A 12,301-nucleotide genomic window follows, 5' to 3' on the forward strand; every position below is an offset into this window, starting at 1 on the left:
GAAAACTACCCCGTCACCGTCCAGGTTGCGGGGTGTTTTTATATTTCGTGAGACTTGGCCCACAACCCATTGATAAATGATGGCACGGCCTCAGCTATACTCCCCGGCATTTGATCGGCCTTCGAGGAATTACTGTGAAGAACTGGACCTTGCGCCAACGCATCTTGGCGAGCTTTGCGGTGATTATCGCCATTATGCTGCTGATGGTTGTGGTCTCGTATTCACGGTTGCTGAAGATCGAAGCGAGCGAAAATGTGGTACGCGACGACGCCGTACCGGGGGTGTTTTTCAGCTCGATGATCCGTAGCGCCTGGGTCGACAGCTACCTGCAGACCCAGGAGTTGATCGGGTTGCGCGAGCACCAGGGCATTTCCGACGAGGATAGGCAGGATTACAAGACGTTCGAGGCGCAGCTGGAGCAGCATATGGCCAGTTACGCCAAGACGGTCAATATCGGCCAGGATCGTACTGAGTTCGACACCTTTGAAGCCCTGCACCAGAAGTACAACCAAGTACTTGCCCAGGTCCTGGAGCTGCATGCGGCCAACAAGGAAGCCGAAGCGGTCAAGATGTTCGACGAGCGACTGACCCCGGCCTGGATCGCCGGGCGCTTGAAGCTCAATGACATCATCAACGAGAACAAAGCAGTCGCGGACAACGCCACCGCGGCCATTGATGATGCCGTGGCTGCAGCGAAAATCGGTATGGGCGTGTCGCTGCTCCTGGCGATCCTCGCCGCCGGCCTGTGCGGGCTGCTGCTGATGCGCGCGATCATGGCGCCGATGAACCGCATCGTCGATATCCTCGAAACCATGCGCACCGGCGATCTGAGCAAACGCCTGAACCTGGACCGCAAGGACGAGTTCGGTGCCGTGGAAACCGGCTTCAATGACATGATGACCGAGCTGACCGCTCTGGTATCCCAGGCCCAGCGTTCGTCGGTGCAGGTCACCACCTCGGTGACCGAGATTGCGGCCACCTCCAAGCAGCAACAGGCCACGGCTACCGAAACGGCCGCCACTACCACCGAAATCGGCGCCACCTCGCGGGAAATTGCCGCCACGTCCAAGGACCTGGTGCGCACCATGACCGAAGTGTCTACCGCCGCCGACCAGGCCTCGGTGGCCGCCGGTTCCGGCCAGCAAGGCCTGGCCCGAATGGAAGAAACCATGCACTCGGTGATGGGGGCCGCCGATCTGGTCAACGCCAAGCTGGCGATCCTCAACGAGAAGGCGGGCAACATCAACCAGGTGGTCGTGACCATCGTCAAGGTGGCCGACCAGACCAACCTGCTGTCCCTCAACGCTGCCATCGAGGCCGAAAAGGCCGGTGAATACGGGCGCGGCTTTGCCGTGGTCGCCACCGAAGTACGGCGTCTGGCCGACCAGACCGCCGTGGCCACCTACGATATCGAGCAGATGGTGCGCGAGATCCAATCGGCGGTATCGGCCGGCGTGATGGGCATGGACAAGTTCTCCGAAGAGGTCCGTCGCGGGATGTTCGAGGTGCAGCAGGTCGGCGAGCAACTGTCGCAGATCATCCATCAGGTCCAGGCCCTGGCGCCGCGGGTGCTGATGGTCAACGAGGGCATGCAGGCCCAGGCCACGGGGGCCGAGCAGATCAACCATGCCTTGGTGCAATTGGGCGATGCCAGCAGCCAGACCGTGGAGTCCCTGCGCCAGGCCAGTTTTGCCATTGATGAACTGAGCCAGGTTGCGGTGGGTCTGCGCAGCGGCGTGTCGCGTTTTAAAGTCTGATGAGCGATCCAGCGGCGAAACGCGGCGCGATGACAGCAGCCAAAAAAGCCTTGTTCCTGGTGTTTCATATCGGCAGCGAGCGCTACGCCCTCAAGGCCACGGAAGTGGCCGAGGTGCTGCCGCGCCTGCCACTCAAGCCGATTGCCCATGCGCCGGTGTGGGTCGCCGGGATCTTTGCCCATCGCGGCAACATGGTGCCGGTGATCGACCTCAGCGCCCTGACCTTTGGTACATCGGCCCAGGCCCGCACCAGTACGCGTCTGGTATTGGTCAACTATCGGCCAGAAACCTGGCTGGAGCCGCGCTGGCTGGGGCTGATCCTCGAACAGGCCACTGACACCCTGCGCTGCGACCCGGCGGACTTCCAGCCCTACGGCCTGGACAATCGCCAGGCGCCCTACCTGGGGCCGGTGCGCGAAGACGAGCGGGGGCTGATGCAGTGGATCGGCGTCGCCGACCTGCTGACCCCCGAGGTCTGCGCTTTGCTGTTTGCCCCCGACCTGACCGTTGGGGAGGCGTGATGAGCAATGATCAACGCTTCTTCGACTTCCTCAAGGAACGCATCGGCCTGGATGTCGCCTCGGTGGGCGAAGCCATCATCGAGCGCGCCGTGCGCCAGCGCAGCCAGGCGTTGCAGGGGCTGAGTGCCGATCAGTACTGGCAACGCCTGCAAACCAGCAGCGAGGAACAGCAGGCGCTGATCGAAGCGGTGATCGTCCCCGAAACCTGGTTTTTCCGTTATCCCGAATCCTTTGCCACCCTGGCGCGGCTGGCGGTGACACGGCTGGGCGAAATCAAGCATATGCGCGCCTTGCGCATTCTCAGCCTGCCGTGTTCCACCGGCGAGGAACCCTATTCCATCGCCATGGCCCTGCTCGATGCGGGCCTTTCGCCCCACCAGTTCAAGGTGCAAGGCATGGACGTCAGCCCATTGTCGGTGGAGCGCGCGCGGCGCGGGGTGTATGGCAAGAACTCCTTCCGTGGCCAGGACCTCGAGTTTCGTGAGCGGCATTTCAGCGCCGAGAGCGACGGCTATCGCGTCGCCGACCGGGTGCGTGAGCAAGTGCGCCTGCAAGTGGGCAACCTGCTGGACCCGCAGTTGCTGGCCAATGAGCCGACTTATGACTTTGTGTTCTGCCGCAACCTGCTGATCTACTTCGACCAGCCGACCCAGAAGCAGGTCTTTGAAGTGCTCAAGGGCCTGACCCATGTCGACGGCGTGCTGTTTATCGGCCCGGCCGAAGGCAGCCTGTTGGGGCGCCTGGGCATGCGCTCGATTGGTGTGCCGCAGTCGTTTGCCTTCAGTCGCCACGCCGAAGCCGCGCCGCCTGAGCCGGTCTTCACCACCATACCGGCGCCGCTGCCGCAACGCAGCGCAGCGCCGATTGCGAGTAAACCGCGAGCCTTCAGTGCATTCGCAGCGCCGGTGGCGCCGATCAAGCCTGCGCCAGTGCATTCGGATGCTGCCGATCTGCTCGGGCAGATCGCAACCCTGGCCAATGAAGGCAAGAGCCTTGAGGCCCGTGCTGCCTGTGAGCTGTACCTGCAAACTCATCCGCCGGCGGCCCAGGTGTTTTACTGGCTGGGCCTGCTCAGCGATGTGGCGGGTAGCGCCCTGGAAGCCCAGGGGTATTATCGAAAAGCCTTGTACCTGGAACCCCAGCATCCGCAGGCCTTGATGCACCTGGCCGCACTGCTGGAATCCCAGGGCGATACGGCGGGGGCGCGGCGCTTGCAAGCCCGTGCTGCCCGTAGCGAGCGAGCCGCTGACAGTGAGCGTAAACGATGAGTAGCTCCGCATCCCCGGACACCGGCCTGAACCTGACGGTCGCCGATACCCAGGCCATTGACGATTGCTGGAACCGCATCGGGATCCACGGCGATAAATCCTGCCCGTTGCTGGCCGAGCATATCCACTGCCGCAATTGTGCGGTGTATTCGGCAGCGGCCACTCGCCTGCTGGATCGCTATGCATTGCAGCAAGAGGATCGTCACCCTGGCGCTGCGACACAGGCGGACGACGAGGTGGCCACCCGGTCCTTGCTGATGTTCCGCCTGGGCGAGGAATGGCTGGGCATCGCCACTCGCTGCCTGGTGGAAGTGGCGCCCCTGCAGCCGATCCATTCCTTGCCCCACCAGCGCTCGCGGGCCTTGCTCGGGGTCGCCAATGTGCGCGGTGCTCTGGTGGCCTGCCTGTCCCTGGTGGAGCTGCTCGGGCTCGACAGCAGCGGCGGCGCCAGTGGCGGGCGGATCATGCCGCGCATGCTGATCATCGCCGCGCAGGATGGCCCGGTAGTGGTGCCGGTGGATGAAGTGGATGGCATCCATGCCATTGAGGAGCGCACCCTGAAAGCCGCGTCTGCCTCCGGCACCCAGGCCAGTGCGCGCTACACCCAGGGTGTGTTGCCGTTCAAGGGCCGCAGCCTGCGCTGGCTGGACGAGACGCAACTGCTGTCTGCCGTGACCCGGAGCCTGTCATGACCCCCGACCAGATGCGCGACGCCTCGCTGCTGGAGCTGTTCAGCCTGGAAGCCGATGCCCAGACCCAGGTCCTGAGTGCCGGCCTGCTGGCCCTGGAACGCAACCCGACCCAGGCCGACCAACTTGAGGCGTGCATGCGTGCGGCGCATTCGCTCAAAGGCGCGGCGCGGATTGTCGGGGTCGATGCCGGCGTCAGCGTGGCTCACGTGATGGAAGACTGCCTGGTCAGCGCCCAGGAAAGCCGGCTGTTTCTGCAACCCGAACATATCGACGCGTTGTTGCAGGGCACCGACCTGCTGATGCGCATCGCCACACCGGGCAACACCGTGGGCCCGGCCGATATCCAGGCGTATGTGGCGCTGATGGAACGCTTGCTGGACCCGTCGCAACCCATGGCCAAGGTGGTTGCACCGCCGCCGCCGCCGCCCGTGGCTGCGCCGCTCGCGCAGCCGCTGCCGTCCCTTGAAGAATCGCTGCTATTGCCCCCGGAGCCGGAGGTCGCGCCGCCGGTCAGCAGTGATGCGCCGCGCCACAACAAACGTATGACCGAAGGTGGCGAGCGGGTGTTGCGGGTCACCGCCGAGCGCTTGAACAGCCTGTTGGACCTGTCCAGCAAATCCCTGGTGGAAACCCAGCGGCTCAAGCCTTACCTGTCCAGCCTGCAACGCCTCAAGCGCATCCAAAGCAATAGCGCCCGGGCCCTGGACAACCTGGATGGCCAGCTCAAGACCGTCGACCTGAGCCTTGAAGCCCAGGAAGCCCTGGCCGATGCCCGCCGCCTGTTGAGCGAAGCGCAGTTGCTGCTGGCGGAAAAGTCCGCCGAACTGGATGAGTTCGGCTGGCAGGCCGGGCAGCGCGCCCAGGTGTTGTATGACACCGCGCTGGCGTGCCGCATGCGCCCGTTTGCCGATGTGCTGGCGGGACAGGCGCGCATGGTGCGCGACCTGGGCCGCAGCCTGGGCAAGCAGGTGCGCCTGGAAATCGAAGGCGAGAAGACTCAGGTTGACCGTGATGTCCTGGAAAAACTCGAAGCGCCGCTGACCCATTTGTTGCGCAATGCCGTCGATCACGGCATTGAGATGCCCGAGCAGCGCCTGCTGGCGGGCAAGCCGGCCGAAGGCCTGATCCGCCTGCGTGCCTCGCACCAGGCTGGCCTGTTGGTACTGGAATTGAGTGATGACGGTAACGGCGTGGACCTTGCGCGCCTGCGCGACAGTATTGTCGAGCGCAATCTGTCGCCACTGGAAACCGCCTTGCGCCTGAGCGAAGAGGAATTGCTGACCTTCCTGTTCCTGCCGGGCTTCAGCCTGCGCGACAAGGTGACCGAAGTCTCCGGGCGCGGTGTCGGCCTGGATGCGGTGCAACACATGGTCCGCCAACTGCGCGGTGCGGTGGTACTGGAGCAGACGGCAGGGCAGGGCAGCCGCTTCCATCTGGAAGTGCCGCTGACCTTGTCGGTGGTGCGCAGCCTGGTGGTGGAGGTTGGCGAAGAAGCCTACGCCTTCCCCCTGGCCCATATCGAGCGTATGTGCGACCTGGAACCCGACGAAATCGTGCAACTGGAAGGCCGCCAGCATTTCTGGCACGAAGGCCGGCATGTCGGCCTGGTCGCGGCCAGCCAGTTGTTGCAGCGCCCGCCCGGGCAGACCAGCCAGGATACCCTCAAGGTCGTGGTAATCCGCGAGCGCGATGCGGTGTACGGGATTGCCGTAGAGCGGTTTATCGGCGAGCGCACCCTGGTGGTGCTGCCGCTGGACGATCGCCTGGGCAAGGTGCAGGACATTTCTGCCGGTGCGCTGCTGGATGACGGCTCGGTGGTGTTGATCGTCGATGTCGAAGACATGCTGCGCTCGGTGGACAAGCTGCTCAACACCGGCCGCCTGGAACGCATTGCCCGCCGCGCGCAGCAAACCGTCGAGGCCACGCGCAAGCGCATCCTGGTGGTGGATGACTCGCTTACCGTGCGTGAACTGCAGCGCAAGCTATTACTTAATCGTGGATATGAGGTGGCGGTCGCCGTCGATGGCATGGATGGCTGGAATGCTCTGCGTTCCGAAGACTTCGACCTGCTGATTACTGACATTGATATGCCACGCATGGACGGTATCGAATTGGTCACACTTTTACGCCGTGACACTCGCCTGCAGTCGCTGCCGGTGATGGTGGTGTCCTACAAGGATCGTGAAGAAGACCGGCGGCGCGGCCTGGATGCCGGCGCCGACTATTACCTGGCCAAGGCCAGTTTCCATGATGACGCCCTGCTCGATGCGGTGGTGGAACTGATTGGAGGCGCCCGGGCATGAAGATCGCCATCGTCAATGACATGCCCCTGGCGGTCGAGGCCTTGCGCCGGGCCTTGAGCTTCGAACCGGCCCATCAAGTAGTGTGGGTTGCCACCAATGGCCTGGAAGCGGTGCAGCGCTGTGCCGAGCTGACCCCGGACCTGATCCTGATGGACCTGATCATGCCGGTGATGGATGGCGTCGAGGCCACCCGGCAGATCATGGCCGAGACGCCATGCGCTATCGTTATCGTTACGGTGGATCGCCAGCAGAATGTCAGCCGCGTGTTTGAAGCCATGGGCCATGGTGCCCTGGATGTGGTGGACACCCCGGCATTGGGGGTTGGCGATGCCAAGGAGGCGGCCGCGCCCCTGTTGCGCAAGATCCTCAATATTGGCTGGCTGATCGGCCAGCGGGGCAGCCGGGTGCGGGCCGAACCTGTGCATCCGCGGGGGACGGGCAAGCGCCAGAGCCTGGTCGCGATCGGCTCTTCGGCGGGCGGCCCGGCGGCGCTGGAAACCCTGCTCAAGGGCTTGCCTCGGAACTTTGCGGCAGCCATTGTGCTGGTGCAGCATGTGGACCAGGTGTTCGCCGCCGGCATGGCCGAGTGGCTGAGCAGCGCCTCGGGCCTGCCGGTGCGCCTGGCACGCGAAGGTGAGCCACCGCAAAGCGGCGTGGTATTGCTGGCCGGCACCAATCATCATATCCGGCTGCTGAAAAACGGCACGTTGGCCTACACGGCGGAACCCGTGAACGAGATTTATCGGCCGTCCATCGACGTGTTTTTCGAGAGCGTCGCCAGCCATTGGAACGGCGATGCCGTCGGCGTATTACTGACCGGCATGGGACGTGACGGAGCCCAGGGACTCAAATTGATGCGTCAGCAGGGCTATCTGACCATCGCTCAGGATCAGCAGAGCTGTGCGGTTTACGGCATGCCCAAAGCGGCGGCGGCGATTGATGCCGCTGTTGAGATTCGCCCGTTGGACAGAATTGCGCCACGATTGCTGGAGGTATTCGCAAAATGACCGATATAACTCGCTGTCCTGGCCTGCACGTAGTAATTCAGGTGACCGCAAATGAATGATTTACAGCTCGACGACTTCAAGACCGACGAAAACGCCGCCATGGTGTTGCTGGTGGACGACCAGGCGATGATCGGCGAAGCCGTGCGACGCGGTCTGGCCCATGAGGAGAATATCGACTTCCACTTCTGTGCCGACCCCCACCAGGCCATCTCCCAGGCGATCCGCATCAAGCCGACGGTGATTCTCCAGGACCTGGTCATGCCCGGGCTGGACGGCCTGACCCTGGTGCGCGAATACCGCAACCACCCGGCGACGCAGAACATCCCGATCATCGTGCTCTCGACCAAGGAAGACCCGCTGATCAAGAGCGCCGCGTTTGCCGCCGGGGCCAATGATTACCTGGTGAAACTGCCGGACAACATCGAACTGGTGGCGCGTATCCGCTACCACTCGCGCTCCTACATGACCCTGTTGCAGCGGGATGCGGCCTACCGTGCATTGCGGGTCAGCCAGCAACAACTGCTGGACACCAACCTGGTGCTGCAGCGGTTGATGAACTCCGACGGTTTGACCGGGCTGTCCAACCGCCGGCATTTCGACGAATACCTGGAGCTGGAATGGCGACGCGCCATGCGGGACCAGACCCAGTTGTCGTTGTTGATGATCGACGTGGACTTCTTCAAGACCTACAACGACAGCTTTGGCCACCTGGAAGGAGACGAGGCGCTGCGTAAGGTGGCGGCGAGCATCCGTGACGCCAGCAGCCGTCCTTCGGACCTGCCGGCGCGCTACGGGGGCGAGGAGTTTGCCCTGGTGTTGCCGAACACCTCGCCGGGCGGTGCGCGGTTGGTGGCGGAGAAACTGCGCCAGGCTGTTGCCGCGTTGAAAATCCCGCATATTGCACCCTCTGAAGGGGCGAGCCTGACCATCAGCATTGGCCTGGCGACCATGACGCCGCTGCTGGGGACTGATTGCCGGCAATTGATCTCGGCGGCGGACAAGGGGTTGTATCTGGCCAAGCATAATGGGCGCAACCAGGTGGGGATCGAATAGCCTGCAGGACACCGCCAACCCAATGTGGGAGCCCGCTCCCAACTTTGATCGTTATCGGCCTGTAGATATCACACAAACCCGGCCTTTTCGGCCAAGCGGACTGCCGTTTCCAGCCTTTTGCCGTTATACTCGCCGGCTTTCAAAAGTTCGCCAACGAGTGCTGCCCGCCATGGAAATCAACCCGATCCTGAACACCATCAAGGACCTGTCCGAGCGCTCCGAAACTATTCGGGGGTATCTTTGACTACGATCAAAAGCATGAGCGTCTGACCGAAGTCAATCGCGAGCTTGAAGATCCGGCTGTCTGGAACAAACCTGAATACGCCCAGGAACTGGGCCGCGAGCGCGCTGCGCTGGCGCAGATCGTCGACACCCTCGACGAGTTGAACACCGGTCTGGGCGATTGCCGCGACCTGCTGGACATGGCCGTCGAAGAAAACGACGAAGGCGCAGTGGGCGATGTCGTCGCCGAGCTGGCCCGTCTCGAGGACAACCTCGCCAAGCTTGAATTCCGCCGCATGTTCAGCCACGAAATGGACCCGAACAACGCCTACCTGGATATCCAGGCCGGTTCCGGTGGCACCGAAGCCCAGGACTGGGCCAACATCCTGCTGCGCATGTACCTGCGCTGGGCTGACAAACGCGGTTTCGAAGCGACCATCATGGAGCTGTCCGCCGGTGAAGTCGCCGGTATCAAGGGCGCGACCGTGCATATCAAGGGTGAATACGCCTTTGGCTGGCTGCGGACCGAGATCGGCGTACACCGTCTGGTGCGCAAGAGTCCGTTCGACTCCGGCAACCGTCGCCACACTTCGTTCTCCGCCGTTTTCGTCTCCCCAGAGATCGACGACAAGGTGGAAATCGAGATCAACCCGGCCGACCTGCGGATCGACACCTACCGTTCCTCCGGTGCCGGTGGTCAGCACGTAAACACCACTGACTCGGCCGTACGTATCACCCACGTTCCGACCAATACCGTGGTCAGCTGCCAGAACGAACGTTCCCAGCACGCCAACAAGGACACCGCCATGAAAATGCTGCGGGCCAAGTTGTACGAGCAGGAAATGCAGAAGCGCAACGCCGCTTCCCAGGCGCTGGAAGACACCAAGTCGGATATCGGCTGGGGTCACCAGATCCGTTCGTATGTGCTTGATGCTTCGCGGATCAAGGATCTGCGCACTAACATCGAACGCAGCGACTGCGACAAGGTACTCGACGGCGATATCGACGAATACCTGGAAGCGAGCCTGAAGTCCGGCCTGTAACACCCTCTGTGGGAGCGGGCTTGCCCGCGATCCCCAGGCCGAAGGCCTGGGGGCAACGAACCTGTGATGGAAAATTTAAAGACATGAGCGACCAACAACTCGACCAGGCCCTGCAACAGGAAGAAAACTCCCTGATCGCCCTGCGCAAGGAAAAGCTTGCTGCCGAGCGCGCCAAGGGCAATGCCTTCCCCAATGACTTCCGCCGCGAAAACTACTGCGATGCCTTGCAGAAGCAGTACGCGGACAAGACCAAGGAAGAGCTGGCTGAAGCGGCGATCCCGGTCAAGGTGGCAGGTCGCATCATGCTCAACCGTGGCTCGTTCATGGTGATCCAGGACATGACCGGGCGCATCCAGGTCTACGTCAACCGCAAGACCCTCCCGGAAGAAACCCTGGCCTCGGTGAAAACCTGGGACATGGGCGACATCATTGCCGCCGAAGGCACCCTGGCCCGTTCCGGCAAGGGCGACCTGTACGTCGAAATGACCAACGTGCGCCTGCTGACCAAGTCGCTGCGCCCGCTGCCGGACAAGCACCACGGCCTGACCGACACCGAGCAGCGCTATCGCCAGCGCTACGTTGACCTGATCGTCAACGAAGAAGTGCGCCAGACCTTCCGCGTGCGTTCGCAAGTAATCGCGCACATCCGCAGCTTCCTGATGGCGCGTGACTTCCTCGAAGTCGAGACGCCGATGCTGCAGACCATCCCGGGCGGCGCCGCAGCCAAGCCGTTCGAAACCCACCACAATGCCCTGGACCTGGAAATGTTCCTGCGTATCGCGCCGGAGCTGTACCTCAAGCGCCTGGTGGTGGGTGGTTTTGAGAAGGTGTTCGAGATCAACCGCAACTTCCGTAACGAAGGTGTCTCGACCCGTCACAACCCGGAATTCACCATGTTGGAGTTCTACCAGGCCTACGCCGACTACGAAGACAACATGGACCTGACCGAAGAACTGTTCCGCGAGCTGGCGCAACTGGTCCTGGGCAGCACCGACGTGCCTTACGGCGACAAGGTGTTCCATTTCGGCGAGCCGTTCGTGCGCCTGTCGGTGTTCGACTCGATCCTCAAGTACAACCCTGAGCTGACCGCTGACGACCTGAACGACATCGACAAGGCTCGCGCCATCGCCAAGAAAGCCGGGGCCAAGGTCCTGGGCTTCGAAGGCCTGGGCAAGCTGCAGGTGATGATTTTCGAAGAGCTGGTGGAGCACAAGCTGGAGCAGCCGCACTTCATCACCCAGTACCCGTTCGAAGTGTCGCCGCTGGCCCGTCGCAACGACGACAACCCGAACGTCACCGACCGTTTCGAGCTGTTTATCGGTGGTCGCGAAATCGCCAACGCCTACTCCGAGCTTAACGACGCGGAAGACCAGGCCGAGCGTTTCATGGCCCAGGTGGCCGACAAGGACGCCGGTGACGACGAAGCCATGCACTACGACGCCGACTTCGTGCGCGCGCTGGAGTACGGCATGCCGCCAACGGCTGGTGAAGGGATCGGTATCGACCGTCTGGTGATGTTGCTCACCAACTCACCGTCGATCCGCGATGTCATCTTGTTCCCGCATATGCGGCCGCAAGCGTAACCGCAGTAAATCATCAAGCCGCCTTTTATAAGGCGGCTTTTTTGTGGGGCCTGAACTAACGTCAAGCAAACGGCGCCAGGCTTCTGTTGATAGGAGAGGACGATCTTTCGTGAAGCGCGTAATGGCTCAAGAAGGCGCCGCTGGCATTGCTGCCGCCGTGGCTGAAAGTGTTCAGTACCAAGGGCGCAAGGCCAGTCGCCAGGGCAGCGAGCAGCGTCGGCAAGACATCCTCGATGCAGCGATGCGCATTGTCGTGCGCGACGGCGTGCGCGCCGTGCGCCATCGGGCGGTAGCGGCGGAGGCGGGTGTGCCATTGTCGGCCACCACCTACTACTTCAAGGATATCGACGACCTGCTTACCGACACCTTTGCCCAGTACGTGGAGCGCAGTGCGGCGTTCATGGGCAAGTTGTGGGTGCGCAATGAGGGCTTGCTGCGCGAGATGGTGGCTTATGGTGATGGCAGCGCCGAGTCGCGCTCGCAACTGGCCGACGATATTGCGCGGCTGACCGCCGATTACGTCCTGCGCCAACTGCTTAACCGTCGCGAGTACCTGATGGCCGAGCAGGCGTTTCGCCAGGAGGCCTTGTTGAACCCGCGCCTGGCCGACCTGGTGCGCTCCCATCAGCAGATTCTGTTGCAGGGCACTTGCCAGTTTTTCCAGGTATTGGGCTCCCGCGAACCCCAGCAAGATGCCAAAGTGTTGACGGCGATTATCAGTCGGATGGAATATCAGGGCCTGCTGTTCGAGCCCGAGGCCCTGACTGGCGAAGAAATGCTCGAGATTCTCAAGCGTTACATGCACCTGGTACTGGCCTCGGTCTAGTCGTGTGGGAGCCGGGCCACCCAAAA

10 protein-coding genes are annotated in these 12,301 nt (G+C 62.5%); all 10 read left to right on the top strand.

Annotated elements, in window-relative coordinates; translation table 11 throughout:
- Positions 1-134: 134 nt before the first annotated feature.
- Positions 135-1,757 (top strand): methyl-accepting chemotaxis protein, encoded by a 1,623-nt coding sequence (locus K1X80_RS06640; RefSeq protein ID WP_057958666.1) that lies wholly within the window; start codon positions 135-137, stop codon positions 1,755-1,757.
- Entirely contained in the window at positions 1,757-2,278 is a 522-nt protein-coding gene (locus tag K1X80_RS06645; RefSeq protein WP_128593473.1) for a chemotaxis protein CheW, read from the top strand. Before K1X80_RS06640 ends, K1X80_RS06645 begins: the two co-directional genes overlap by 1 nt.
- Positions 2,278-3,546: a protein-glutamate O-methyltransferase CheR gene (locus K1X80_RS06650; RefSeq protein ID WP_198831053.1), complete on the top strand. Its 1,269-nt coding sequence runs from the start codon at positions 2,278-2,280 to the stop codon at positions 3,544-3,546. The genes K1X80_RS06645 and K1X80_RS06650 overlap by 1 nt, the downstream gene beginning before the upstream one ends.
- A complete protein-coding gene (locus tag K1X80_RS06655) occupies positions 3,543-4,238 on the top strand; it encodes a chemotaxis protein CheW (protein ID WP_198792455.1) in 696 nt (231 codons plus the stop codon). Before K1X80_RS06650 ends, K1X80_RS06655 begins: the two co-directional genes overlap by 4 nt.
- The gene (locus K1X80_RS06660; protein WP_120731776.1) at positions 4,235-6,541 is read left to right on the top strand and encodes a hybrid sensor histidine kinase/response regulator; all 2,307 of its coding nucleotides are present in this window, start codon (positions 4,235-4,237) and stop codon (positions 6,539-6,541) included. Before K1X80_RS06655 ends, K1X80_RS06660 begins: the two co-directional genes overlap by 4 nt.
- On the top strand, positions 6,538-7,548 hold the full coding sequence (locus tag K1X80_RS06665) for a chemotaxis response regulator protein-glutamate methylesterase (protein WP_120731778.1): 1,011 nt from the start codon (positions 6,538-6,540) through the stop codon (positions 7,546-7,548). Before K1X80_RS06660 ends, K1X80_RS06665 begins: the two co-directional genes overlap by 4 nt.
- A gap of 51 nt (positions 7,549-7,599) precedes the next feature.
- The gene (locus tag K1X80_RS06670; RefSeq protein WP_057441800.1) at positions 7,600-8,601 is read left to right on the top strand and encodes a diguanylate cyclase; all 1,002 of its coding nucleotides are present in this window, start codon (positions 7,600-7,602) and stop codon (positions 8,599-8,601) included.
- 169 nt (positions 8,602-8,770) lie between these two features.
- A protein-coding gene (gene prfB, locus K1X80_RS06675) for a peptide chain release factor 2 (protein WP_104911704.1) occupies positions 8,771-9,866 on the top strand; the annotation gives its coding sequence in 2 pieces (ribosomal slippage) (positions 8,771-8,842 and positions 8,844-9,866; 1,095 coding nt in all).
- A gap of 83 nt (positions 9,867-9,949) precedes the next feature.
- Positions 9,950-11,449 carry a lysine--tRNA ligase gene (gene lysS / locus K1X80_RS06680; protein ID WP_057441798.1) on the top strand — a complete coding sequence of 500 codons (1,500 nt, stop codon included), beginning with the start codon at positions 9,950-9,952 and terminating at the stop codon, positions 11,447-11,449.
- A 109-nt stretch (positions 11,450-11,558) separates the two neighbouring features.
- Positions 11,559-12,275 (top strand): TetR/AcrR family transcriptional regulator, encoded by a 717-nt coding sequence (locus tag K1X80_RS06685; protein WP_081044192.1) that lies wholly within the window; start codon positions 11,559-11,561, stop codon positions 12,273-12,275.
- The last annotated feature ends 26 nt before the right edge of the window (positions 12,276-12,301 follow it).

The organism is Pseudomonas sp. So3.2b, assembly GCF_019464415.1.
In the GTDB taxonomy this organism is placed as follows: Bacteria; Pseudomonadota; Gammaproteobacteria; order Pseudomonadales; family Pseudomonadaceae; genus Aquipseudomonas; species Aquipseudomonas shahriarae.

Excerpts from the sequence above, each read along its gene's own strand:
- K1X80_RS06660 (WP_120731776.1), top strand. The coding sequence starts at position 4,235 with ATGACCCCCGACCAGATGCGCGACGCCTCGCTGCTGGAGCTGTTCAGC.
- K1X80_RS06670 (WP_057441800.1), top strand. The coding sequence starts at position 7,600 with ATGAATGATTTACAGCTCGACGACTTCAAGACCGACGAAAACGCCGCC.
- K1X80_RS06655 (WP_198792455.1), top strand. The coding sequence starts at position 3,543 with ATGAGTAGCTCCGCATCCCCGGACACCGGCCTGAACCTGACGGTCGCC.
- K1X80_RS06650 (WP_198831053.1), top strand. The coding sequence starts at position 2,278 with ATGAGCAATGATCAACGCTTCTTCGACTTCCTCAAGGAACGCATCGGC.
- lysS (WP_057441798.1), top strand. The coding sequence starts at position 9,950 with ATGAGCGACCAACAACTCGACCAGGCCCTGCAACAGGAAGAAAACTCC.
- K1X80_RS06665 (WP_120731778.1), top strand. The coding sequence starts at position 6,538 with ATGAAGATCGCCATCGTCAATGACATGCCCCTGGCGGTCGAGGCCTTG.
- K1X80_RS06645 (WP_128593473.1), top strand. The coding sequence starts at position 1,757 with ATGAGCGATCCAGCGGCGAAACGCGGCGCGATGACAGCAGCCAAAAAA.